Source organism: Flavobacterium labens (genome assembly GCF_048286755.1).
In the GTDB taxonomy this organism is placed as follows: Bacteria; Bacteroidota; Bacteroidia; order Flavobacteriales; family Flavobacteriaceae; genus Flavobacterium.
The window spans coordinates 296,646-322,817 of sequence record NZ_JBLVPL010000001.1; the positions used below are offsets into that span (position 1 = coordinate 296,646).

At 34.2% G+C, this 26,172-nt stretch carries 25 protein-coding genes; 13 read left to right on the forward strand and 12 right to left on the reverse strand.

The window, feature by feature from the left end:
• Positions 1 to 27 precede the first annotated feature (27 nt).
• From porL to topA, 4 genes are all read right to left on the reverse strand, one after another.
• Positions 28 to 678: a type IX secretion system motor protein PorL/GldL gene (porL, locus tag ACNQF8_RS01240; protein ID WP_417950470.1), complete on the reverse strand. Its 651-nt coding sequence runs from the start codon at positions 676 to 678 to the stop codon at positions 28 to 30.
• A 50-nt stretch (positions 679 to 728) separates the two neighbouring features.
• Positions 729 to 2,138 (reverse strand): T9SS ring complex lipoprotein PorK/GldK, encoded by a 1,410-nt coding sequence (porK, locus tag ACNQF8_RS01245; RefSeq protein WP_417950471.1) that lies wholly within the window; start codon positions 2,136 to 2,138, stop codon positions 729 to 731.
• A gap of 269 nt (positions 2,139 to 2,407) precedes the next feature.
• Entirely contained in the window at positions 2,408 to 3,559 is a 1,152-nt protein-coding gene (locus ACNQF8_RS01250; protein ID WP_417952759.1) for a formimidoylglutamase, read from the reverse strand.
• A 3-nt stretch (positions 3,560 to 3,562) separates the two neighbouring features.
• On the reverse strand, positions 3,563 to 6,091 hold the full coding sequence (gene topA, locus ACNQF8_RS01255; protein ID WP_417952760.1) for a type I DNA topoisomerase: 2,529 nt from the start codon (positions 6,089 to 6,091) through the stop codon (positions 3,563 to 3,565).
• Between the two features lie 368 nt (positions 6,092 to 6,459).
• On the opposite strand from topA, the gene miaB reads away from it, so the two are divergent.
• The 8 genes from miaB (at position 6,460) to groL (ending at position 13,641) form a co-directional block, all read left to right on the forward strand.
• Positions 6,460 to 7,905, forward strand: coding sequence for a tRNA (N6-isopentenyl adenosine(37)-C2)-methylthiotransferase MiaB (gene miaB, locus ACNQF8_RS01260; protein WP_417950474.1), 1,446 nt, complete (start codon positions 6,460 to 6,462; stop codon positions 7,903 to 7,905).
• Positions 7,906 to 7,987: 82 nt separating this feature from the next.
• Positions 7,988 to 9,244, forward strand: a complete 1,257-nt coding sequence (locus tag ACNQF8_RS01265) for a sigma-54 interaction domain-containing protein (RefSeq protein ID WP_417952761.1) — start codon at positions 7,988 to 7,990, stop codon at positions 9,242 to 9,244.
• Positions 9,245 to 9,345: 101 nt separating this feature from the next.
• A complete protein-coding gene (locus ACNQF8_RS01270; protein WP_417950476.1) occupies positions 9,346 to 9,849 on the forward strand; it encodes an LptE family protein in 504 nt (167 codons plus the stop codon).
• An 81-nt stretch (positions 9,850 to 9,930) separates the two neighbouring features.
• A complete protein-coding gene (locus ACNQF8_RS01275) occupies positions 9,931 to 10,785 on the forward strand; it encodes a tetratricopeptide repeat protein (protein ID WP_417950477.1) in 855 nt (284 codons plus the stop codon).
• 3 nt (positions 10,786 to 10,788) lie between these two features.
• Positions 10,789 to 11,133: a preprotein translocase subunit SecG gene (gene secG / locus ACNQF8_RS01280; protein ID WP_282727367.1), complete on the forward strand. Its 345-nt coding sequence runs from the start codon at positions 10,789 to 10,791 to the stop codon at positions 11,131 to 11,133.
• Between the two features lie 138 nt (positions 11,134 to 11,271).
• On the forward strand, positions 11,272 to 11,547 hold the full coding sequence (locus ACNQF8_RS01285; RefSeq protein WP_007137725.1) for a co-chaperone GroES: 276 nt from the start codon (positions 11,272 to 11,274) through the stop codon (positions 11,545 to 11,547).
• Between the two features lie 31 nt (positions 11,548 to 11,578).
• Positions 11,579 to 11,938 carry a four helix bundle protein gene (locus tag ACNQF8_RS01290; protein ID WP_417952762.1) on the forward strand — a complete coding sequence of 120 codons (360 nt, stop codon included), beginning with the start codon at positions 11,579 to 11,581 and terminating at the stop codon, positions 11,936 to 11,938.
• 74 nt (positions 11,939 to 12,012) lie between these two features.
• Positions 12,013 to 13,641: a chaperonin GroEL gene (groL, locus tag ACNQF8_RS01295; RefSeq protein ID WP_196852072.1), complete on the forward strand. Its 1,629-nt coding sequence runs from the start codon at positions 12,013 to 12,015 to the stop codon at positions 13,639 to 13,641.
• A gap of 72 nt (positions 13,642 to 13,713) precedes the next feature.
• Here groL and ACNQF8_RS01300 read toward each other — a convergent pair whose 3' ends face one another.
• The 8 genes from ACNQF8_RS01300 to xrtF form a co-directional block, all read right to left on the reverse strand.
• Positions 13,714 to 14,394, reverse strand: a complete 681-nt coding sequence (locus ACNQF8_RS01300; protein ID WP_417950479.1) for a DedA family protein — start codon at positions 14,392 to 14,394, stop codon at positions 13,714 to 13,716.
• Positions 14,395 to 14,665: 271 nt separating this feature from the next.
• Positions 14,666 to 15,007 (reverse strand): heavy-metal-associated domain-containing protein, encoded by a 342-nt coding sequence (locus ACNQF8_RS01305; protein WP_417950480.1) that lies wholly within the window; start codon positions 15,005 to 15,007, stop codon positions 14,666 to 14,668.
• Positions 15,008 to 15,025: 18 nt separating this feature from the next.
• The gene (locus ACNQF8_RS01310) at positions 15,026 to 17,038 is read right to left on the reverse strand and encodes a TonB-dependent receptor plug domain-containing protein (protein WP_417952763.1); all 2,013 of its coding nucleotides are present in this window, start codon (positions 17,036 to 17,038) and stop codon (positions 15,026 to 15,028) included.
• Positions 17,039 to 17,111: 73 nt separating this feature from the next.
• Positions 17,112 to 17,513 (reverse strand): HYC_CC_PP family protein, encoded by a 402-nt coding sequence (locus ACNQF8_RS01315; protein ID WP_417950482.1) that lies wholly within the window; start codon positions 17,511 to 17,513, stop codon positions 17,112 to 17,114.
• A gap of 51 nt (positions 17,514 to 17,564) precedes the next feature.
• Positions 17,565 to 18,920, reverse strand: a complete 1,356-nt coding sequence (locus tag ACNQF8_RS01320; RefSeq protein WP_417950483.1) for an MBL fold metallo-hydrolase — start codon at positions 18,918 to 18,920, stop codon at positions 17,565 to 17,567.
• A gap of 37 nt (positions 18,921 to 18,957) precedes the next feature.
• Positions 18,958 to 19,788 (reverse strand): ATP cone domain-containing protein, encoded by an 831-nt coding sequence (locus ACNQF8_RS01325; protein WP_417950484.1) that lies wholly within the window; start codon positions 19,786 to 19,788, stop codon positions 18,958 to 18,960.
• 57 nt (positions 19,789 to 19,845) lie between these two features.
• Entirely contained in the window at positions 19,846 to 20,289 is a 444-nt protein-coding gene (locus tag ACNQF8_RS01330) for an exosortase F system-associated membrane protein (RefSeq protein WP_417952764.1), read from the reverse strand.
• The gene (gene xrtF / locus ACNQF8_RS01335) at positions 20,267 to 20,815 is read right to left on the reverse strand and encodes an exosortase family protein XrtF (RefSeq protein ID WP_417950486.1); all 549 of its coding nucleotides are present in this window, start codon (positions 20,813 to 20,815) and stop codon (positions 20,267 to 20,269) included. Before xrtF ends, ACNQF8_RS01330 begins: the two co-directional genes overlap by 23 nt.
• Before the next feature lie 74 nt (positions 20,816 to 20,889).
• Between xrtF and ACNQF8_RS01340 the strand changes: the two genes are divergently transcribed.
• The 5 genes from ACNQF8_RS01340 to rpe all read left to right on the forward strand — a co-directional run bounded on the left by ACNQF8_RS01340 (position 20,890) and on the right by rpe (position 26,129).
• A complete protein-coding gene (locus ACNQF8_RS01340; protein WP_417950487.1) occupies positions 20,890 to 21,357 on the forward strand; it encodes a GAF domain-containing protein in 468 nt (155 codons plus the stop codon).
• 100 nt (positions 21,358 to 21,457) lie between these two features.
• Complete coding sequence (gene rpsO / locus ACNQF8_RS01345; protein WP_113634840.1) at positions 21,458 to 21,724, forward strand: 30S ribosomal protein S15; 267 nt, start codon at positions 21,458 to 21,460, stop codon at positions 21,722 to 21,724.
• Positions 21,725 to 21,874: 150 nt separating this feature from the next.
• Positions 21,875 to 24,010, forward strand: a complete 2,136-nt coding sequence (locus tag ACNQF8_RS01350) for a polyribonucleotide nucleotidyltransferase (RefSeq protein WP_417950488.1) — start codon at positions 21,875 to 21,877, stop codon at positions 24,008 to 24,010.
• Between the two features lie 164 nt (positions 24,011 to 24,174).
• Entirely contained in the window at positions 24,175 to 25,038 is an 864-nt protein-coding gene (locus tag ACNQF8_RS01355; RefSeq protein ID WP_007137700.1) for a sigma-70 family RNA polymerase sigma factor, read from the forward strand.
• A 428-nt stretch (positions 25,039 to 25,466) separates the two neighbouring features.
• Positions 25,467 to 26,129, forward strand: coding sequence for a ribulose-phosphate 3-epimerase (rpe, locus tag ACNQF8_RS01360; protein WP_417950489.1), 663 nt, complete (start codon positions 25,467 to 25,469; stop codon positions 26,127 to 26,129).
• Positions 26,130 to 26,172: the final 43 nt, after the last annotated feature.

Here is a 26,172-nt window from a genome sequence, read left to right on the forward strand (position 1 = left end):
TGTTGTTTTTATATCGTTTGAAACTAATTATCCTTTATTACCCATTGCAGAAAGCATACCACCATAAACATTGTTCAATGAAGCAATATTTGCAGTCATAGATTGCATTTGTTCTTTCAATTTTCCTGCATTTTCAGCAATTTCTTTATTTGCTTCAGCATTTCTTGAAGCACTTTCTAATTGTACTTTATATAAGCTATTCAATGATTCCATCTGTGCCGCAGCCATAGATAGTTCTTCACTGTATTTTTTAGTTGCAGAAATAGAATCTACAGTCGGAGCAATTCCTTTAGCTGCTGATTCAAAATTTTTGATACTATTTCCTAAACTTGCCATCAATTCTCCATCAATTTTAGCGTCTTTCAACATCGCATCCAATTTTTGAGACAATAATCCCTGAGTATCAGCAGGAGCTTCTACTTTTTGTTTTCTTTCTCCAGCAGGTTTACCATTAGCGAGCTCTGGATAAACTAATGTCCAATCTAATTCATCATCAACTGGTTCAAAAGCAGAAAGAGCAAAGATTGCAGCTTCAACAACAAGACCTATTGTAAGCATTAAATTTCCAGTTATGACTCCAAATTCAATATGTGTAATTTTGAATAATGCTCCAATAATTACAACCGCAGCTCCCATACCGTATGCGAAATTCATGTGTTTTTTACTTAGTAATGCCATAATAGTTTTTTTTTAATTTAATAGATATAGATTTGGTTTCTTTTATTTATTTATTTCTTTTTCCCGTTCCCAGTGGTTTGAAGCCCCATATAATCCTGAACAGTTCTAAAACCAATATAACTTCTCGCAGAATCTGCATATTCATGATCACGAGTACTTACTTGAAGGAAATAAGCAACGTCTTTCCATGATCCACCTCGAACTACTTTTCTTTGATTTCTATAATCCTGAACATTAGGGTTCATTGAAGAAACATATTCGTAAGCATTTGGATCATAAGATGAATCCGTCCATTCAGAAACGTTTCCGGCCATGTTATAAAGATTATAACCATTCGGCTCATACGATTTTGCTTCTACAGTGTATAAAGCCTCGTCTGCTGCATAATCCCCCCTATTAGGTTTAAAATTAGCAAGAAAACAACCTCTGTCATTTTTAGTATAAGGACCACCCCAAGGATAAGTAGCTGATTCTAAACCACCTCTTGCTGAATATTCCCATTCTGCTTCTGTTGGTAATCTGAATGAATTAATTAAATCGTGACCTTTCTTTTTAGATTTTATGTAAGTGTTTTTATTTAAAGTTCTCCAAGCACAAAAAGCTTTTGCCTGAGTCCATTTAACTCCTACTACTGGATAATCTCCATAAGCTTTATGCCAGAAATAATCATTGTGCATAGGCTCGTTATAAGAATAAGCGTAATCCTTAATCCAAACTGTAGTATCAGGATATACTTTTACTTCTTCTGTTCTGATGAAATTTTTTCTATTTCCAACTTTAGCTTTTGCAGCTGCCTGGATATCCATCCAAGAGTAACGAAATTTCAATTTATTTACATCGATAGTTCTTAATCCATTGTATGAAGCCTCTATTGGCAAATACATTGAGTCCATTACTTCCGCGTAATACGCATCAGGATACAACTTAGTATCTTTGATTAGTTTCACCTTTTTGTTCAATTTTCTTCCTGCATACGGATCATCAGCAGTACCTACACTATAATAATTATCATACATGTATTTATCATAAGCCGTCATTTTTTCAGGATCTGAATCATTAAAAGCAAAATCACCAATACTTCCAGCATTTTTACCTTTACCTTTAGGATCTCCAGCTCCAGCTGTCTGACCACTTTCATCAGCAAGAATAGCTAATCTAACTCTCATAGTAGAATCCTTTACCCATTCTACAAATTGACGGTATTCACTATTGGTAATTTCCGTTTCATCCATATAAAATGAACGCACAGTAACTGTTTTAGTAGGTGCATCTTCCACATTAGCTAAATCACCATCTGATTTACCCATAATAAAAGCACCACCAGGAATTAAAGCCATTCCGAAAGGCTTTTCAGGATGCCATTTTCCTCCATTAATACCAACTAATTCTCCTTTATCGCTTGATTTACCACAGCCGATTAAAAGGGCCAAAATTGACGTATATGCAATGAACTTCTTCATATAAAATTGGTTATCTATTCATTATTTTTTAAGTGTGTAAACCTATTTATTATTTATTAATAAAACAATATTTTTGCTATGAAATTAATTCGAGCTCAAAAATAATGTTAAATAAAATACAAAAAAAATATTTTATCGACAAAATGCAAAAATAACCGATAAAATGCATTAAAATTATTTTTTTTATGCTTTTCCTACATTTAAGCTTATAAAATATATTAATTTTTAAACACTTTTCAAGGATTGAATTGTAAATCTCAAATATTAAATTATAAAATATTCTTACGTTGAGCTTTCCACCATCTTTCAGGTAATTCTTGGTTACATGCTAATAAGTATTCTTCATAGGAACATGGTAATAACGTATTTCTTTTTAGTTTATTATTACCATTTGAAATAAATGGAATTTCTATCCACCATCTATCCGTTTTATCACTTTTATAAAAAACTAGTTCCTCTTCTTCTAATGGGACAATGTATTTTAAATAATTTTCTTTACTCCCAAAAGGATATTCATTAGAACGATAATGAAACCCTTCTATGAAATACCAAATTATCTGTGCTATGATGACAGATTCTTGAGCCGAATTATTATGGTTGAATATTCCAAATGACGAAACTTTATCACTTATCCCTGCGTATCGCGACAAGGAACAAATTTCTTTTCCATTAAAACCATTTGGTGCAAACGAAATAAAATTTCCAGAATCAGATGATTTAACCGAATTCAAATCAATACTTACTAAATCGGCATCTCTAAAAACAGGCTCCGAAATAGATATATTATTAGAAACTTCTCCTAATCTATAGGCGTCGAAAAATAGTTTTTCAATCAAATCTATTTCTTCCTGCGAATTAAAATACGTTTGATACCCAATATTACAATAATTGAAAAGATTATTTGGTTCGTCTACAATTATTTTTGTTAAATAAGAAGAAGCCGAAACTTCCTCTTCGTCCTTACCAAAATCAAATTTGTTATCAATGGAAACTAAATTGACCATTTGTTCCAAATCATCGTAAGCTCTGTATAGCGCATACGTCAAATCTTGAGAACCGCCAATAACGATAGGTGTAATTTTTTTCTTAATTAGACTTGCAACTACTTTTTTTAATGCAAAATAAGTATCTTCAGTAGAGTTTCCTGCTAAAATGTCTCCTAAATCAGCAATAGAAGCATCCCAATTTCCTGGAAACAACCCATAAAGCTCTTTTCTAAGTGGTACTAAATCAACATCAGAAACCGCTTTTTTATCTCCTTGGTTTTCTAAAACGCCTATAACAGCAATTTTAATCTTATTTAAATCCGGAAATTGTTCATTAGTGTGTAAAACTATTTTACTTCCAAGTTGCTGAGAAGTCAATCCATTTATAAAGTCTAGGATTTCATCATCTAGGGGTTTAAGAAAATCAAATTCCATTTTTTACTTTTTTGCTACGGGTTTCTTAACTGCTGGTTTCTTTGCGACTGCTTTCTTCGCAGGTGCTTTTTTAGCAGCTACTTTTTTAGCCGGTGTTTTCTTGGCAATCATTTCCTGAACTTCTTCTAATGTCAATTTTGTAGCATCAACATCTTTGCTTAATTCAATTTTGATTTTACCTTTTGTAATAACTGAACGACCCCAGCGGGCTTTTTCAACTAAAATTCCTTCTTCTTCCCAATTATGCAAAACCTTATCAATATTCTTTTGCAATTTATCTTCAATCAACGCTTCAATATCCGATTGAGACAAATTATCAAAATTATATTTCTTACTCACATTTATAAACAAGCCGTCCCATTTGATAAAGGGACCAAAACGACCCGTTCCTTTTTGTACTCCTTCGCCTTTGTAAACAGCAATTGGAGCATCGGCTAGTGCTTTTTCATCAATTAATTCCTGTGCTCTTTCAAAATCTACATCTAGTGGATTTTCACCTTTTGGCAAAGAAACAAAAGCAGCACCGTGACGAATATAAGGACCATAACGACCGTTACTTACCTCAACTTCTTCTCCTTTATATTCTCCAAGATTTTTTGGCAATAAGAACAAATTCAAAGTTTCCTCTAAAGTGATGTTTCCAATATTTTGATCTGCCATTAAACTAGCAAACTTTTTCTCTTCATCATCTGCTGCTCCAATTTGTGCCATTGGTCCAAATTTCCCTAAACGCACCGAAACTGGTTTCCCTGTTTTTGGATCTATTCCTAAAATTCTCTCCCCACTTTCTCTATCCGCATTCGCTTCTACATCTTTCACGATTGGGTGAAATTGATCATAGAATTCTTGCATCATTTTCGTCCAAACGATATTTCCTTCGGCAATTTCATCAAAATCCTGTTCCACTTTTGCAGTGAAATTATAATCTAAAATATTTCCGAAATTCTTAACCAAGAAATCCGTAACAATCGTTCCTATATCGGTAGGAACTAATTTCCCTTTATCAGAACCGGTATTTTCTTTCAATAACTTCTCTCCTACTTTCCCGGATTGCAAAGTCAATTGCGTATAATTACGTTCTTGTCCATCCAAATTTCCTTTCTCTATATAATTTCTATTGATGATCGTAGAAATTGTTGGCGCATAAGTAGAAGGACGACCAATACCCAATTCTTCTAATTTTTTCACCAAGGAAGCTTCAGTATATCTTGCAGCTGCACGAGAATATCTCTCTGTCGCAGTAATGTAATTATTTTGTAATTTTTCGTTGACTTTCATCGCTGGTAACATTCCTTCCTGCTCTTCTTCATCGTCATCATGACCTTCTAAGTATACTTTAAGGAAACCTTCAAAAAGCAACACTTCTCCTGATGCCGTGAATATTTCACCGTGATTGTTTGCTTCAATTTTCACGTTAGTACGTTCTAATTGTGCATCACTCATTTGTGAAGCCAATGTTCTTTTCCAAATTAAATCATACAAACGCGCCTGGTCTCTATCGATATCTACCGTATGACGGGACATATCCGTAGGACGAATCGCCTCGTGTGCTTCTTGTGCGCCTTTACTTTTATTAACAAATGTTCGCGGTTTAGAAAACTCTTTTCCATAGGACTTGATAATTTCAGCCTGAGCAGCTTCCATCGCATCTTTGGATAAGTTCACACTATCCGTTCTCATATAAGTGATAAGTCCAGCTTCATACAAACGTTGTGCGAGTTGCATGGTAATTCCAACAGGCAAATACAATTTTCTCGCTGCTTCTTGTTGCAAAGTAGAAGTTGTAAATGGACCAGTTGGTGATTTTTTGGTAGGCTTGGTTTCTAAATCAGCTACCTTATATGTAGAACCTATATTTTTATTTAAAAAATCTTCAGCTTCTTTTTTAGTATTGAAATTTTTAGGCAGTTTAGCTTTAAATGACTTTCCAGCTTCGTTAGTGAATTCCGCCACAACAGAATATGTTGCAACAGCATTAAAGTTGTGAATTTCTCTTTCACGTTCCACAATCAAACGAACAGAGACTGATTGCACACGTCCGGCAGAAAGTCCGCCTTTTATTTTTCTCCAAAGTACAGGCGACAATTCATACCCAACCAATCGATCTAATACACGTCGCGCTTGTTGCGCATTTACTAAATTATAATCGATTTCACGAGGATTATCAATCGCTTTTAGAATCGCAGTTTTAGTAATTTCGTGAAAAACAATTCGCTTGGTTTTGGTTTTATCTAATTTTAATTCTTCGGCTAAATGCCAAGAAATAGCCTCACCCTCGCGATCCTCATCACTTGCTAACCACACCATTTCGGCTTTTTTTGCTAATCCTTTTAATTTAGTGACCAACGCTTTTTTATCGGCAGAAACTTCGTATTTGGGTTTAAAACCATTTTCTACATCTACACCAATTTCTTTGGAAGGTAAGTCAGCAATATGCCCGTAACTGGATTCTACTTGAAAATCACTTCCTAGAAATTTCTCGATTGTTTTTGCCTTTGCAGGGGACTCAACTATAACTAAATTCTTTGCCATTGCTCTATTTTTCTGGGACAAAAGTATCTAATTTTTTTAAATATTAGGCTTTAGATTTTGTTTTTGAATTTTTTCACAATCATTAATAGGTAAGTTATTGCCATATTCGACTGTTTTTTAGCCCCGATTATAGTGTAAAGCCCGGAGCAAAAAAGTAAAAGTTTCCTGTTCTAAAAAAGCGACCAACGGAAGCTCTTTTTAGAACTTTGGAAACTTGAATTTTTTTGTGAGTCCCGAAGGGTCGGGATTGTAGCGGAAAGCGGGAAATAGCTCCCCAGAAAAAATGCCTTAAAATAGTGTTAATTCTTAATCTGACATCTTGTCATATTTATTTGAATTGCGTTATCTTTGTCCTTTGAAAATACATGATGGAAAAGATTATTGAAGAAAGTAAGCAGGGCGAGAGTCTTGTTCTAGAGAATAAACCTGAGAATACAAAAAAACTATTTATAGAAAGCTACGGTTGTGCGATGAATTTTTCGGACAGTGAAATTGTAGCTTCCATATTATCTGGAAACGGATACAACACAACTCAAGTGCTGGAAGAAGCCGATTTGGTTTTGGTGAACACTTGTTCTATTCGGGACAAGGCAGAGCAAACCATTCGAAAACGTTTGGAAAAATACAATGCGGTGAAACGCATTAATCCAAAAATGAAAGTCGGCGTTTTAGGCTGTATGGCCGAGCGTTTGAAAAGTCAATTCTTAGAAGAAGAAAAAATTGTAGACCTTGTTGTGGGGCCTGATGCCTATAAAGATTTACCAAACCTTTTGCAAGAAGTCGAAGAAGGGCGCGATGCTATTAACGTGATTTTGTCAAAAGACGAAACCTATGGTGACATTTCTCCCGTTCGATTGATGAGCAACGGAATTACAGCTTTGGTTTCTATTACTCGTGGTTGTGATAATATGTGTACGTTTTGCGTGGTGCCTTTTACCCGCGGACGCGAACGCAGCCGTGAACCACAAAGTATCATGGCCGAAATCCAAGATTTGTGGGACAAAGGGTTTAAAGAAATTACACTTTTAGGACAAAACGTGGATAGTTTTCTTTGGTATGGCGGCGGATTGAAAAAAGATTTTGAGAATGCTACCGAAATGCAAAAAGCAACAGCTGTAGATTTCGACCAATTACTTGAAATGGTAGCCATTGGTTTTCCTAAAATGAGAATCCGATTTTCAACCTCTAATCCACAAGATATGCACGAAAGTGTTTTGCATGTGATTGCGAAACATCCTAACATTTGCAAACACATTCACTTGCCGGTTCAATCAGGAAGCAATAGAATCCTAAAAGAAATGAACCGTTTGCACACGCGTGAAGAATACATGACTTTGATTGACAAAATCAGAACTATTATTCCAAATAGCTCTATTTCACAGGATATGATTGCTGGTTTTCCAACAGAAACCGAACAAGATCATCAAGACACAATGAGCTTGATGGAATATGTAAAATATAATTTTGGTTATATGTACTCGTATTCAGAACGTCCGGGAACTTTGGCAGGAAGAAAAATGGAAGATGACGTTACCGAAGAAACTAAAGCCAGAAGATTGCAGGAAATTGTCGATTTACAGCAAAAACACGCTTGGTTCCGCAGTGAAGAATTCATTGGACAAACCGTAGAAGTTTTAGTAGAAAAAGTTTCCAAAAAATCAACAGAAGAATTTTCTGGAAGAAATTCACAAAGTATTACCGTTGTTTTTCCTAAAGAGAATTACAAGGTTGGTGATTTTGTTTTGGTTAAAATTGAAAGCTGTACCAGCGGAACCTTAAAAGGAAAAGCAGTTGGTTTGAGTGAAATGAATTAAAAAAGTTTGCTTCAGGTTTCAGGTTTAAAGTTCTCTCGATAACTTGAAACCTGAAACAAAGAAAACTTTAAACAAAAATAAAATGGAATCAGTTCAAGCTATAAAACAACGATTTGAGATTATCGGGAATGACCCGAAGCTTAATCGTGCGATAGAAAAAGCCATACAGGTTGCTCCTACTGACATTACTGTACTAGTAGCAGGAGAAAGTGGCGTTGGAAAAGAAAACATTCCTAGAATTATTCATTCACTTTCGCATAGAAAACACGGAAAATACATTGCTGTAAACTGTGGAGCCATTCCAGAAGGAACGATTGACAGTGAGCTTTTCGGACATGAAAAAGGTGCTTTTACCGGTGCAACTAATACGCGTGAAGGTTATTTTGAAGTGGCTGACGGCGGAACTATTTTCTTAGATGAAGTAGGTGAATTACCACTTACCACTCAAGTGCGTTTGTTGCGTGTTCTTGAAAATGGGGAATTTATAAAAGTAGGTTCTTCACAGGTTCAAAAAACTGACGTGAGAATTGTAGCCGCTACGAATGTCAATTTATTTGATGCTATCGAAAAAGGGAAATTCAGAGAGGATTTATATTATCGTTTGAGTACGGTGGATATTACATTGCCTCCTTTGCGCGATCGAAAAGATGACATTCATTTGTTATTCAGAAAATTCGTTGCTGATTTTGCCCATAAATACAAAATGCCGCCTTTGAAACTGGATGAGAATGCAGTTCAGTTACTACAGAAATTTCGCTGGAGCGGAAACATTAGACAATTGCGAAATGTAGCCGAACAAATCTCCGTTTTAGAAACGAATCGAGATATATCAGCAGTAACTTTGCAATCGTATCTTCCGGTTTTGGGAAACAATTTACCATCTGTTATAAAGGACAAGAAAAGTGAAAGTGATTTTAGTACTGAAAGAGAAATTTTGTACAAAGTCCTTTTTGATATGAAAAGTGATTTGAATGATTTGAAAAAACTAACATTAGAATTGATTCAAAACGGAAGTTCAAAAGTGCAGGAGACAAATCAAAATTTGATAAAAAAAATATACGGTTCAAAAGAAAATGACAGTGAAATAGATTTTGAAGAAGAACCTAGAGCATCATTAATAACGTCTCAAAACAATGAGGATTTATACCATGAACATGATGATAATTATCTTTTTGCAGAAACAATCGAAGAAGAAGAAACTTTGCGTTTAGAACAAAAAGAAATCGAAATGATTAAAAAATCATTAGAAAAAAACAAAGGAAAACGAAAAGCTACCGCAGACGAATTAGGCATTTCTGAACGGACTTTATATAGAAAAATTAAGCAATTTGACTTGTAGTTTTTACCACAAAAACACTAAGAGACAAAATGATTTAATTCAAAATGAATATCTTTGACCTAAGCCTTAGCGAACCGGCGAAGTAATTTTTAAAATAAAAAATGAAACATATCAAATTTATTCTTCTTTCAATAATAGTCCTGAGCATCAATAGTTGCTCGGTTTATAACTTTACCGGAACTGGCAAAATTGACGCTAAAACATTTCAGGTTGGTTTTTTTCAGAATAACGCTGAATTGATTGAACCTGGTATTGACAGAACATTTACATTAGAACTTCAAGATTTAATTCAGAATCAAACCAATTTGAACTTGGTCAAAAATGGCGCTGATTTGACCTACGAAGGAGAAATTGTAGATTACAGAATAAGTCCAATGACCGCAACTGCGGATCAGCGAGCTGCTCAAAACCGTTTGACAATTAGAGTTAATGTTCGGTTTACAAATAAAAATAAAGAGTCAGATGATTTTGAAAAACCATTCACATTTTTCTACGATTATCCTGCAGAACAGCAATTAACAGGTGCAACTTTAAACAGCGCTTTAAAGGAAATTTTTGAAAGAATTACACAAGATATTTTTAATGAGTCACTTGCAAAATGGTAAATGAAGTATTGATTCGGTTATTTGTTGATTCGGTTAATCGGAGAACAAATAAACGAATGACCAAATAAACGAATAACCTTTATGAACGTAACCGATTATACTTATTTGATTAATAAACCTGATGCTATCCATGAAAAGCAAACGGAAGCTTTGGAAAAAGTACTCGTCGAGTTTCCTTATTTTCAAAGTGCTAGAGCAATTCAATTAAAAGGGCTTTACAATCAAAACAGTTTTAAATACAATACTGCTTTAAAAATTACTGCAGCACATTCAACAGACCGATCTATTTTATTTGATTTCATCACTTCGGACACGTTTACTTCGATTCAAAAAGGACTTTACGATAAAAAAGCATTAGAAATTCTTGACATAAAAGTAGTCGACAGTGAAATTATTGTTACTGAAGAAAAAACGGAGTCTGAAATAAATTCTTTAGAAAGATCCATACTTACTTCAATAAAAGAGGCTTCAGCAGTTGATGTTGATGATAATTCTTCAAAAACCCCCGAAGAGAAACTGGCAATTGGAAAGCCTTTAGATTTCTCTAAAAGTGAACAACATTCCTTTCAAGAATGGCTTCAACTTTCCCGTACTGAGCCTATCGAAAGAGAAAAAGAAAGCCCTATTAATTTGCCACTTCCTATAATAGATGAAGACAAAAGAAAAAAATTAGAATTAATAGATAAGTTTATTGAAGCGAGTCCAAAGATTTCTCCGGTAAAACACGGAGTTACTTCCACCGTTACTTTTGACTTAAATGCAGCCGACAATTCCTTCTTGATGACGGAAACTTTGGCCAGAGTCTATTTGGAACAAAAAAAATATCAAAAAGCGATTCAAGCTTATGAAATATTAATTTTGAAATATCCAGAAAAAAGTAGTTTCTTTGCAGACCGCATATCGGATATTAAGATTTTACAACATAATAATAATTAAACAATGAGCACATTTTCAATTTTTTTAGTTTTAATAACTATAGTTTGTTTTCTATTAATCGTAGTTATCATGGTTCAAAACCCTAAAGGTGGAGGATTATCATCTACAATAGGTGGTTCTCAAATGTTAGGTGGAGTACAAAAAACAACTGATTTTTTAGACAAAAGCACTTGGACATTAGCAACTATACTAATTGCACTTATATTACTTTCTAGCTTAAGCTTTACAGGAACATTAAGTGATACAGATTCTAAAATCATTGAAAACACAGGAAGTGCAGCGCCAGCTACAAACACGCCAGTTGCTCCTGCCCAAAACACACCAGCTGCAACAAATCCAGCAAAATAAATTATTACAACATATTCTAAATGCCAGCCTGTCAAAGCTGGCATTTTTTATAAGAAATTATGTCAGTTTCATTAGGATGGCACAATTTCTGAAATCTCTATAACAGTAATAAAAATAAAACTATAAAAACATAAAATCATGGCTTTAAACATTAAACCACTTTCAGACAGAGTTCTTATCGAACCCGTTGCAGCTGAAACAAAAACTGCTTCAGGGATTTTTATTCCAGATACAGCTAAAGAAAAACCCCAAAAAGGAACTGTTGTTGCTGTTGGAAACGGAACAAAAGAACACACAATGACTGTGAAAATTGGTGATTCTGTTCTTTACGGTAAATACGCTGGAACTGAATTAAAACTAGAAGGAAAAGATTATTTGATCATGCGTGAAGACGATATTTTAGCAATAATATAGCTTTAAGCTATAGGCAATAAGCTTTACGCAAATGAGAGACTTCAAAAAATATGAGGTTTGGCAACAAAGTCACGCTTTTACATTAGAAATCTATAAAATCACTTCTGTTTTTTCTAAAGAAGAATTATATGGTTTAACTAGTCAAATTCGTAGAGCATCTTCATCAATTCCAACAAACATTAGTGAAGGATGTGGCAGAAACAGTGACAAAGAGTTTAATCAATTTCTTAATATTGCTTTAGGCTCGGCTTGTGAAACAGAATATTTACTGATTCTTTCAAAAGATCTAAAATATATTGACATCGAATTATTTGAACATCTTGAAAAAGAGGTTAATATTATAAAAAGTAAAATCTACAATTTAAAAAAGGCATTAAGCGATAAGTTTTAAGCAAAAAAATAAAAAAAACAACTGCAGTTTGGCTGGGCATATTGCCTAAAGCCTTCTGCCTAAAGCTAAAAATAATGGCAAAAGATATAAAATTTGATATTGAAGCACGTGACGGATTAAAACGTGGTGTTGATGCATTGGCAAATGCAGTAAAAGTAACGCTAGGACCAAAAGGTCGTAATGTAATTATTGGAAAAGCTTTTGGTGGACCAAACGTTACTAAAGATGGTGTTACCGTTGCAAAAGAAATTGAATTAAAAGATCCATTGGAAAACATGGGTGCTCAAATGGTAAAAGAAGTAGCGTCTAAAACTAATGATTTAGCTGGAGACGGAACTACAACTGCAACTGTATTGGCACAAGCTATAGTAAAAGAAGGCTTGAAAAACGTTGCTGCGGGTGCAAATCCAATGGATTTGAAACGCGGTATTGACAAAGCTGTTGAAGCTATCGTGGCTGACTTAGCAAAACAAGCAAAAGTAGTAGGAAGTGATTCTGAGAAAATTAAACAAATTGCTTCGATTTCTGCTAACAATGACGAAGTAATTGGTGAGTTAATCGCTACTGCTTTCGCAAAAGTTGGAAAAGAAGGTGTTATTACTGTTGAAGAAGCCAAAGGAACTGATACGTATGTTGATGTTGTAGAAGGAATGCAATTTGACAGAGGATATCTTTCTCCGTATTTTGTGACTAATTCAGAAAAAATGGAAGTAGAATTGGAAAATCCTTACATCCTTTTATATGACAAAAAAGTTTCTTCATTAAAAGAATTATTACCAGTTCTTGAGCCAGTTGCTCAATCTGGAAAACCATTATTGATTATTGCTGAAGATGTTGATGGTGAAGCATTATCTACATTAGTTGTAAATAAATTACGTGGAGCTTTGAAAATTGCTGCTGTAAAAGCACCTGGTTTTGGTGACAGAAGAAAAGCAATGTTAGAAGACATCGCTATCTTAACTGGAGGAACTGTAATTTCTGAAGAAAGAGGATATACTTTAGAAAACACAACTATCGAAATGTTAGGAACTGCTAAGAAAGTGACTATCGATAAAGATAATACTACAATTGTAAGTGGTGCTGGCGAAGCTGATATCATCAAAAATCGCGTAAACCAAATCAAAGGTCAAATGGAAGCTACCACTTCTGATTATGACAAAGAAAAGTTGCAGGAACGTTTGGCTAAATTAGCTGGTGGAGTTGCTGTACTTTATGTTGGTGCTGCTTCTGAAGTAGAAATGAAAGAGAAAAAAGACAGAGTTGACGATGCACTTCACGCAACTCGCGCTGCTGTTGAAGAAGGAATTGTTGCTGGTGGTGGTGTTGCTTTATTGAGAGCTAAAAATGCACTTAGTACAATTAAAGCTGATAATGCTGACGAAGCAACAGGAATTCAAATTGTATCTCGTGCTGTAGAATCTCCATTGCGTACTATTGTTGAAAATGCAGGTCTTGAAGGTTCTGTTGTAGTTGCTAAAGTTGCCGAAGGTACAGGTGATTTTGGTTACAACGCAAAAACAGACGAATATGTTGATATGCTTAAAGCAGGTATTATTGATCCTAAAAAAGTAACACGTGTAGCATTAGAAAACGCAGCTTCGGTTGCTGGAATGATATTGACTACTGAATGTGCTTTGATTGATATTAAAGAAGATAATGGCGGTGGAAACCCAATGGGTGGAGGTATGCCAGGAATGATGTAATATCAATCCTTAATAAATAAAAAACCGTCCCGATATTATCGAGACGGTTTTTTTATGGGTTGTAATTTTTGTTTATTCTTGAATTTTCGATTTTTTACTGAACTTGTAAATTACGGGTAAAACCGTAATTCCGACTAAAATCAAAACAATTAACTCGATATGTTCCTTTAAATCAATTTGATAATTATCAAGCAAGAATCCATATAAATAGTGTCCTGCAAAAATTAATGTAAACGACCAGATAAATGAACTTAAGATATTATAAAACATGAATTTTTGTTTATCCATGGACACAATTCCTGCTACTATAGGCGCAAAGGTTCTAAATATTGGAAGAAAACGAGCAAAAATGATTGCCTTTCCACCGTATTTTTCAAAAAAGTCTTTCGATTGAACCAAGTATTTTTTCTTAAACCAAAAACTATCTTCCTTGTTGTACAAATAGTAACCACTTTTTGAACCAAACCAATATCCTACAACATTTCCCAATATTCCTGATAATGCCACAAGGGTTGATAAAAGAACAACATTTATAAAATCGTTATTAATAAATACAATATTCTCTATTAAATCACGGCTGTAAATCCCTGCCAAAAACAACAAACTGTCACCTGGTAAAAAGAAACCCGCAAAAAGACCTGTTTCTGCAAAAACAATAAATAAAACTATATAAATACCCAATTTAATTCCATTAACATCAAAATGAATATAAAAAAGCGGGTCAATCAAATTCTTCCAATCAAAATCGTTCATTCTACGGTGTTTTATGCTAAAATTATTCGTGCGTGAAAGTACGGATAATATATCTTAACCACAATTTATGATACTATTTTAAAGTTTTATTAACTATTTAAATTAGCCGAATTAACTTTACCTAGTTTACAATCAAATGTTGCTTGTAACAATCATGATTTTAGTTAAATGCTAAACAGTTTTTTTTGTTTACAACCGTAACTTCACTTAAAAAAAAATTAAAGTCTGGCATTAAAAAAACCAAAGTTTTCACTTTGGTTTTTTTTAAAAATTATTTTCGCTCATATTGACAACAAGTGTGAAGTTTGTCATAATCTTCCTTTAAAGCCTTTAATTCATCAGTATCGTGACCTGCTTTTGCAATCGCTTTTTGAATTGTAGTCACATCAGTTTTCTGCTCGTTTACTATCAAATATAAAGTGTCACAATCCATATGCCAATCGGCAGATTTCACTCCCGAAACACTCAATGCCGCTTTTTCAATTCTCTTTTTACACATTTCACAATTCCCGTTCACCTGAAATTCAACTTTAGCGTTTTTATTTTTAACCTCCTGAGCCTGAACTGTAAATCCAACAAATGTAAGTAACAACACTACTATAATATTTTTCATCCTTTATTTTTTTTAAGATTATTTAATTTTAAACCGTAAACCCGCATAATACATTTGTCCAAAAACTGGACCATAAACTATTGATGCGTCAAAAGTTGGTCCAAATGGGTTTTCATTACCCAGGATAACATTTTCCTGTTTATAATTTCCAATATTTTCCCCGCCAAGGTACATTTCAAAAGTATAGGAAAAAGTTCTGGTAACTTGGATATTCATTACAGAAAATGAAGGCGAAAATTCAGGTAGCCTATCTCCTTCTGGATTTGTTGAAGTATTAGGTAATTGTTGTTTGCCGAGCCAATTGAAAGTATAATCAAACTTCCATTGTTTTCCCTTATCTAGAATATGAGTTTCATATCCTAAATTCCCAAAGAAACGATGTTTTGCCTGTAATGGTCTTTGATAAGCTCCTGATAAATAATCTGTTTGAATGTCATAGAATTTGTAGGCTGTTCTCAAATTAAAATGCTTTTTCAGTTCATAATTAAACTCTACTTGCAAACTATTCGCATACGACTTCCCTTTTAAGTTATAAAACAAAACCTGTTGCGGACTTTGTAATACATCAACAACAGCTTGATTTTGAAAATCGGTTCTGTAGAAATCAAAACCAACATCAGCACTTTTACCAAAAAGTAAAAAACCCTGCATAAAACTAACTCCGTAATTCCATGCAATTTCAGGATTCAAACCGTATATTTTTCCATTGGTATCTAAAAAATCAAAGGTTCTTGAACTTGCCAAAAGCTGTTGATTTTCGGCAAAAACATTAGCGCTTCGTTTCCCTCTTCCTGCCGAAAATCGAAGAACTCCTTTCTCCCAAGGATTGTATCGCACATGCAATCTTGGCGTAGCAAAAGTCCCCAAACGATTATGATTGTCTATCCTACCACCAAGGACTACGCTAAAATTATCCGTATTATCATAAGTATATTCGAAAAAAGCACCCACCGAGTTATCAATTCTGCTGAAATCATTCACATTGACAAACTCACCGTATTTATCATAAGTGAAGTTGAAACCCGTTGAGAATTTATGTTTCGTATTATTGATAATCGAATTAAAAATCAGGTTCGAGTAATAACTTTTTTGTTTAATATTATATTGGTTTAACCCAAAATAAGAGTTTTGATCGTGACTGTTAAAAGCATTCTGAAAACCAATACTCTGATACGGTATGTCAGGAAAAACATAGCCTAATTTAGTAGAAATATCAAAACGTTCTGTATTGATTTCAGAACCCCAATAATTAGTTGTTCCCTTATCCCTATCCGGATCAAAATTTAATTCTCCCGTTTGTTTTTGATCATTCATATACCGGAAATTGATGAAACTCACCCATCCTTTTTCGGCATTGGTATATTGCCAACGATTTAAAACATTGATTTGTTTTGCCAATGGATTGTCTAGAAAACCATCGTCATTCATATCGTTTTTTGAAACTCTGGTATTTCCGTGAACAAAAAGACTACTGCTCCATTTATCAGAAATCTTCTTGTTGAAATGGGTATTTAATTCAAATCGGGAATCTGTTGAACCATAGAAATTCAGAAAAAATGGAATATCGCTGATTGGCTTTATTAATTCGGTATTAATTTGCCCTGAAATACTTTCGAAGCCATTGACTACACTTCCTGCACCTTTGGTAATTTGAATGCTTTCTACCCAAGTTCCCGGTGTAAATGACAATCCGTATGCTTGAGAAGCCCCACGTACCGTAGGAATATTCTCCTCCGTAATCATTAGATAAGGACTCGTCAATCCTAGCATTTTTATTTGTTTCGTTCCCGTCAATGCATCCGAAAAATTGACATCAATTGAAGGATTTGTTTCGAAACTTTCTGCCAGATTACAACAAGCAGCTTTGAGTAATTCTTTGCTTGTAAGTGTAGTAGTATTAGCCGTCAGGCTATATGATTTTTTTAAACTTTTACGGTCATTCTGCACTTTAATCTCCTGCAAAGTATCTTGCGAAAACGAGTTAAAACTACAAAACAAGAACAATAAAAGTATTGAAATTTGTTTTTTCATGATAGATTTTTAATGTTTAAAAAAAATATAAAACCACAAAAATGTGATTTAACTTCTATAGAAACATCGAAAACTACGCGTAGAAAATATACTGGTGGTATAATTTAAAAAAAGGAGGCGCATTTGCATCGCAGTAATACGAAGTAAATGAGTCTTTTTTAAAATTTGAAACAAATGAAAACACCGAAGGATTCCATTCATTTGTTAGAAATATAAAATCCGAATGAAAAGAGACTATTTTTTGAATTAAATCATCCGTTTTCTTTTGAAATTTAACCTCTTTATCTTTGCAACAATGTGATTTTTTTTCAACAACTCCACAACAATCTTTTTCTAAATTTTGTTCCTGAGCAGGCGTTTTAAGAGTAACCGAAGTAATATCATTACCGCAATAACGAACATTAAATGCTAATCCCATATTGGAAACCAATACGAAAAAAGCAAGAAGTAAACTTATATGTCTGTTAAATTTCACCTTCCAAAATTAGTGATTTTATCACATCAAAAAATCAAATTCCTGAAAAATTTATAACTCAAATTCCTGTCCCATTAAAGGAACTTTACAATCAAAACCATACTTTTCATAAATTTTTATCCGAAGTTCATCCATCGGCTGATTTTCTCCATGCACGAGAAAAACTCTTGTAGGTTTATTTTCCAATTCGGACAACCAATTCAGCAAATCCTTTTGATCCCCATGCGCTGACAAACCTTGTATTTCAAGAATATTTGCTTTTACAGAATAATAGCGACCATGAATTTTAATTTCTTTCGCACCTTCTAATAATTTTCGTCCACGCGTTCCTTCGGCCTGATAACCTACAATAATTACGGTAGTTTCCGGAAGACTAATATAATGTTCGAGATAACCCAACACTCTTCCTCCAGTTACCATTCCGCTTGCTGCAATCACCACTTTAGGATGCTCATCAAAAATTACTTCAATTGTTTCCTGATAATCAGAAACTAATGAAAACATTTTACTCATTTCGGCACATTCTTCAAGCGATAACTTGTGCCATTTCTTATTATTGGAAAAAATATTCAGTGCATTAATTCCCATTGGAGTATCAATAATATAAGGAATATTAGGAATTCTATCTTCTTTCCTTAGCTGCCACAGCAAATACATTATGGTTTGGGCACGCTCTACGGCAAAACTCGGAATAATAATCGTTCCGCCTTTCTCAATCGTATTGTTGATATAAGTTTCAAGTTCTAATTTAGTATCTGTATGAGGATGCAGTCGATCACCATAGGTACTTTCGAGAAAAACATAATCGGCTTTTTTGGGTTTGGTTGGCGGATACATCAACACATCGTCATCCCGACCAATATCGCCCGAAAAAACTAAGGTCTTATTCTCAAGTGTTAAAGCAATGCTGCAAGCGCCTAAAATATGTCCCGCATTAGTATAAACAGCTTCAATTTGGGCATCTAAAGGAAAAGGCTCATTGGCATTAATTACTCTAAAAAATGGAAAAACTTTTTCAGCTTGCTCTACCGTATAAAGTGGTTCCGCAATTTCATGTTTCGAATATTTTCCTTCATTCGCCTTTTTAGCTTCTTCTTCTTGAATTTTAGCACTATCCAGAAGAATGAGTTTTGTAATATCTTTTGTGGGACTAGTGCAATAAATTTTACCTTCAAAACCCTGATTTACCAACCTTGGCAACCAACCACAATGATCTAAATGAGCATGAGTAAGCAAAACAAAGTCTATCGTGGATGGCAAAATGGGCAAAGGTTCCCAATTGAGTTCCCGTAAAGGTTTAATTCCTTGGAACAGCCCACAATCTATCAAAATCCGAATCCCATTACTTTCAATTAATGTTTTAGAACCAGTTACTGTGCCTGCCCCACCAATAAATTTAACTTTCATTTGATTTGAATTTAAAATTAAACGATCTAGTATTATTTTAAATATAACGGCATAATTCCGTTGCCTCTTTCAATACGTTTTTTATACGGTTGGGGCTTAATCCTATTTTTTCCAAACTATCCGCATGGTTTATTATTTCTTTTACCAAGATCACATCTAATATCAATAACTTATCTTTTTCTGCTATTGACAATGTAGTTAAACAAGTTACCGGATAAAGATAATGCGTGTCATTTTTAGTTTTTAAATTATTGTCTTCCGGGTAATTCCAACTTAACAAACTCAATCCTGAACATTTTGCAAAATCGACAGCATCAGTTGTAAACCTATTGTTTGTGACGATCCAACAATTTGAAATAACATCTTTTTTTTCAAAAATAACATGTTGCCTTTCCTTCAAATCATTAAAACGAGACAAAATATACATAGGAACTTTCACATCAGAAGCGGCATCCCTACCCACATGGTATTTACATTCAATCATGGAAATATTCTCATTTTTCTTTACTAAAACATCAATTTCATGCATCACACATTTGCCCTGCAAAGTCATATTTGTTACCGTTTGATATTCTTCCGTAGCAAAAAGACGGGCTATATATTTTTCAAAAAAGAAACCTGCAGGACCTAACAATCGTATCGCTTCTCTTAAATTGTAACGCGCTGCATGTGAATTAGCCGTTTTTTTTAATAATGAAAAAGCCATTTTATAAATTTGCTTGGTAGAAATCCCCTCATACATTTGTTTTTTTATTGCATGAAGTATGTTGTCGACCGCAATAGCGCTTGCTCCGGATTTTAAAAGTGATCTTTTAAGTTTATCAGAATTAAATTCGACAATATCTCCAGAATGCTTGATAATTTTCATAGTCTTATCGATTTAATAAACAGACACTTAAACCAACATAAAGATAAAGAAAAAAGACTACTTATTTTGTTTTTGATAATAAAATCCCGGAACAAATAATAAGACGAAAATAGGCTGAATCAAAAACCTGCGAACATAAAATAAAACCCAATTACTCTGTTCATTCGCAAAGTAGACTATGTAGAAAAAAGCAACAATTAAAATCATGAAGAAAAAATAATACAGGACGAAGGCAAATTTAACCATCGCTAGATCTTTGAAAAGGATATAAACAATCCCCAGTGAAACAGTTGTATTCAATGTATAACGAAACAATAGTCCTAAAAATAATTGGGCTGAATTGAAACTTGGCAATCTTAACTTCGTAAAATCTTTTTTAAAAAAATCAAGAAAGGGATCATAGAACAACTGATTTTCAAAAGTGCGAACAAGAACTAATAATACAACTAAAAAAAGAAATTGTACGAACCTCAATTTGTTATTTAATATCTTTTGAAGCATATCTTGAAAATTTACGAACCCAAATTAACCACAACATAAAAACTACACCATAAATATACAAAGGAAAAAGGACTCCGTGTAAAAACGGTTCTTGTTTTGGAAAATAAAAAATCAGCGCACTTAAAGCCGCTATTCTCAAAACATTCAACACATAAATAAGCAGGCTTCCGCCAAAGATAAAAAACAGTGTTGTTTTTAGCTTTCCTGAAAAAGCAACCACAAATGAAATGAACAAGACAATTACACTAATCGCATTACAGCCTTCAACAATTCTGGCAACGTATTTCTGATTGTAAAACAACTTCATATAAGGATGCCCATCACTTTCTTCAATTGAAGATTCGTTATTGAACACTTGCAACACTTGCTCGGTATTTTCACTCACCATTCGTGTAATAGCATCTATTTTATTTTCCTCAAAACCATTAAGATAGCGCTGGTACAAAAAAGTCAACACAATGTAAGTCAAAAAAAAGGTTGCTAGAAAAAGCAAAAAAGGCTTGTAGAGAATAAAATATTTTTTCAAAATCTATTTTTTAACAAATTTATGTAATTTTGAAACTGGCTTTAAATACTTTTGCATAAATAAAAATTAAAAATATGACATTTCAAGAATTACAACCAAAAGTAACCGAAATCACATTAAATACAACTTTGTCAAGAGACGAAAAACTTTTAGCTGTCTGTCAATTGCTTAGCGACTCCATTTCCTATTACAATTGGGTTGGATTTTATTTTGCAAATCATGAATCTAAAACATTGCACTTAGGACCTTATGTAGGAGCAGAAACAGATCATACTGTAATCCCTTTTGGAAAAGGAATTTGCGGACAAGTGGCAGTTTCTAATGAAAACTTTGTAGTTCCCGACGTTGCAGCACAAGACAATTATATTGCATGTAGTTTTACCGTGAAATCAGAAATAGTAGTACCACTTTTTGTTAATGGAGAAAATATAGGACAAATTGATATTGACAGCCATGTCTTAGATCCTTTTACTGAAGATGATGAAAAATTCTTGGAATTTGTTAATCAGGAAATTGCGAAGTTATATATTGATTTAAAATAATTCACAATTCATAATTCATAATTCATAATTATTTTTTACTTTTGCACCCGTTATATAATAGATATATGACATACATAAAAATCATTAAACAAATATTGGAATGTATTTAACTAAAGAGATTAAAGAAGAAATCTTCGCTCAACACGGAGAAAAAACAAACACAGGAAAAGCTGAAGCGCAGATTGCTTTATTCACTTTCAGAATTAGCCACTTAACTGAGCACTTGAAAAAAAATCGTCACGATTATAACACAGAGCGTTCATTAGTATTGCTTGTAGGTAAAAGAAGATCTTTGTTGGATTACTTGAAGAAAACAGAAATCAACAGATACCGTGAAATTATCAAAGTATTGAATATCAGAAAATAATCAATATAAAAGAGGTGCGAAAGTGCCTCTTTTTGTTTTTATACACAATAATAAAAAAAGTTTGGTTTTTCATTGGGTTTTAGGCATTAACTACGCAAAACAACAACTACAACACAACTAGAACCCATGTTTAACTAATAAATTAAATTTATGATTCCACAATTATTTGTAGAAAGTATCGATTTAGGTGATGGCAGAAACATCACAATCGAGACAGGTCGTTTAGCCAAACAAGCGGATGGATCTGTAGTAGTAAGAATAGGTAAAACTGTTATTTTAGGAACAGTTGTATCTTCAAGAAAAGCAAGTCCAGGTATCGACTTTTTACCACTTACGGTAGATTATCGTGAAAAATTTGCTGCAGCAGGGCGTTTTCCTGGTGGTTTCTTCAAAAGAGAAGCGCGTCCAAGCGATAACGAAGTGTTAACAATGCGTTTAGTAGACCGTGTATTGCGTCCACTTTTCCCAGATGATTATCACGCAGAAGTTCAAGTGATGATTCAATTAATGTCTTATGATGAAGATGTAATGCCAGATGCATTAGCAGGTTTAGCAGCTTCAGCAGCATTAGCTTTATCTGACATCCCTTTCGAAACTTTAATTTCTGAAGCTAGAGTTGGAAGAATTGATGGTAAATTCATCATCAATCCAAGTCGCGCACAATTAGCATTATCTGATATAGATATGATGATTGGAGCTTCTATGGATTCTATCGCAATGGTAGAAGGTGAAATGAAAGAAATTTCAGAAGCAGAAATGTTAGAAGCAATTAAATTTGCACACGAACACATTAAAAATCAAATTGCTGCTCAACTACGTTTGCAAGCTGCTTTTGGAAAAAAAGAAGTTCGTACTTACGAAGGAGAAAAAGAAGATGAGGCTATTTATGCTAAAGTAAAAGCAGCATCTTACGATAAAATTTATGCTATTGCAAGTAAAGGTTCTTCAAAACAAGAACGTACTGCTTCATTTGCAGAAGTAAAAGAAGAAGTAAAAGCATTATTTACAGAAGAAGAATTGGCAGAAAATGGCGATTTAGTTTCTAAATATTTTTATAAAACAAACAAAGAAGCAGTTCGTAACGTAACCCTAGATTTAGGAACACGTTTAGACGGAAGAAAAACTACAGAAATCAGACCAATCTGGTGTGAAGTAGATTATTTACCATCTGTACACGGATCAGCATTGTTTACACGTGGAGAAACTCAAGCTTTGGCTACGGCAACTTTAGGAACATCTAGAGAAGCAAACCAAATTGACTCACCATCAGAACAAGGTGAAGAGAAATTCTACTTACATTATAACTTCCCTCCTTTCTCAACTGGTGAAGCTCGTCCATTAAGAGGAACTTCAAGAAGAGAAGTAGGTCACGGAAACTTAGCTCAAAGAGCATTAAAGAACATGATTCCTGCTGATTGTCCTTATACAATTCGTGTCGTTTCTGAAGTATTAGAATCTAACGGTTCGTCTTCTATGGCTACAGTTTGTGCTGGAACATTATCATTAATGGATGCTGGTATTCAAATGATTCGTCCAGTATCTGGAATTGCAATGGGATTAATTACTGATGGAGAACGTTTTGCTGTATTGTCTGATATTCTTGGTGATGAAGATCACTTAGGAGATATGGACTTTAAAGTAACTGGAACTTCAGTAGGAATTACAGCTTGCCAAATGGACATCAAAATAGACGGTTTGAAATACGAGATTATGGAAGCAGCATTGGCACAAGCTCGTGACGGTCGTTTACATATTCTTGGAAAATTAATCGAAACTTTAGCTGAGCCAAAAGCGGATGTTAAAGCATATGCTCCAAAAATCATTACAAGAACAATTCCTGGTAACTTTATTGGTGCTTTGATTGGACCTGGTGGAAAAGTAATTCAAGAATTACAAAAAGCTACTGGAACAACTATCGTAATCAACGAAGTAGATGAGCAAGGAGTTATCGAAATCTTAGGAACTGACCCTGCTGGAATTGAAGCAGTATTGGCTAAAATTAAGTCAATCACTTTCAAACCACAAATGGGAGAAGCTTACGAAGTAAAAGTTATCAAAATGCTAGATTTTGGTGCAGTTGTGGAGTACCTTGACGCTCCAGGAAATGAAGTATTACTTCACGTTTCTGAATTGGCTTGGGAAAGAACAGAAAATGTTGCCGATGTAGTAAACATGGGTGATGTATTCATGATTAAATATTTAGGTTTAGATCCTAAAACTCGTAAAGAGAAAGTATCTAGAAAAGCCTTAATGCCAAGACCTCCACGTGAGGAGAAAAAAGAGTAATCAATTCTTAGTTTACTAAAGGTTTATTTATAAAAAATTCCGTTTCATGTATTTGAAACGGAATTTTTGCTTTAAATTAAATTATTTTAGAAACTATTGTAACTTTTTAGTAACTCCATACGTATAATCATTTGTACACTTAAAAATTGAGGAGACAAAAAAACATGAGACAACTAAAAATCACCAAGCAGGTAACCAATCGTGAAACTGCTTCATTAGACAAGTATTTACAAGAAATTGGAAAAGTTGACCTTATTACCGCTGACGAAGAGGTAGAATTAGCACAAAAGATTAAAGCCGGTGACCAGAAAGCATTAGAGAAATTGACAAAAGCCAATTTACGTTTCGTGGTTTCGGTAGCAAAACAATATCAAAATCAAGGGTTAACACTTCCCGATTTGATTAACGAAGGAAATTTAGGATTGATAAAAGCAGCACAACGTTTTGATGAAACACGTGGTTTCAAATTCATCTCGTATGCAGTTTGGTGGATTCGTCAATCTATTTTACAAGCATTGGCGGAACAATCTCGTATCGTTCGCTTGCCTTTGAACAAAATTGGTTCTATCAACAAAATCAACAAAATGTACGCTTTATTAGAGCAATCTAACGAGCGCCCACCATCTGCTGAGGAAATTGCAAAAGAACTTGACATGACAGTTAATGACGTAAAAGAGTCTATGAAAAACTCTGGTCGTCACTTATCAATGGATGCGCCTCTTGTAGAAGGAGAAGATTCTAACCTTTATGACGTTTTACGTTCAGGTGAATCACCAAATCCAGACAGAGAATTAATCCACGAGTCATTACGTACTGAAATCGAGCGTTCATTAGAAACGTTGACTCCAAGAGAGGCTGATGTTGTACGTTTGTACTTTGGTCTTGGCGATCAACACCCAATGACATTAGAGGAAATTGGAGAAACTTTTGACCTAACTCGTGAGCGTGTGCGTCAAATCAAGGAAAAAGCAATCCGTAGATTAAAACACACTTCAAGAAGTAAAATACTAAAAACGTATTTAGGATAATACAGTCAAATGCTACAAAGTCAAAAATCATATCGTCCAACAACAGTATGATTTTTGACTTTCAGCTTTCGACTAATAAGTAACGACGGTCTGATTAACTGTTCGTTTTTTGATTGATGATTGAAACTCCGGCTGATTACCGGAGTTTTATTTTTTAATATAAATTCATTTCAGATTCCCTTGAAGCTATTCCCTTTTTATAATGATTTGGGCGTAACCCTCCGTAAAAACTTCGGGTCGGGCTTTCGTCTATATCTCTCCGCTACGCTACGAGGATACCGCCTCTATCCCTTTCGCGATGTAAGGACAATTCGCTAGTCGTATCTACAAAAAAAACTTTCGCCAATTGCTGCAAAAAAACTACTTTTGCACAAACAACACAAACTGTAAAGATGTACTGCAGTTCATCTCTACATAACAACTACACAATGAAGAATACACTTATTGCACCATCAGTGCTTGCTGCCGATTTTGGAAACCTGCAACGCGACATCGAAATGATCAACAACAGTGAAGCCGATTGGTTTCATATTGACATCATGGATGGGGTTTTTGTACCAAACATTTCTTATGGAATGCCAGTTCTGGAAGCCATCAACCGCCATGCAAAAAAAACAATTGACGTTCACTTGATGATTGTGGATCCAGACCGTTACATTAAAACTTTCGCTGAATTAGGTGCTAATATTCTAAGTGTACACTATGAAGCTTGCACGCACCTTCACAGAACGCTACAAGCTATCAAAGCGGAAGGAATGAAAGCTGGAGTTGCTATCAATCCACACACTAATATTGACTTACTGGAAGATGTAATCAATGACATTGATTTAGTTTGTATTATGAGTGTGAATCCAGGTTTTGGAGGACAATCTTTTATCGAAAACACGTATGCTAAAATTGAAAAACTAAAAGCTTTAATCACTAAAAAAGGCGCAACTACTATCATTGAAGTTGATGGTGGTGTTACCAATAAAAACGCCAAACAATTAGTGGAAGCTGGAGCAGATGTTCTTGTAGCTGGAAGCTATGTTTTTAAAGCTACTGATCCTATTGCAACTATCGCTGATTTGAAAAAATTGACAACTATATAAAAGCAAAAAGTCCCTTAATTGGGACTTTCTCATTTAGCTCATG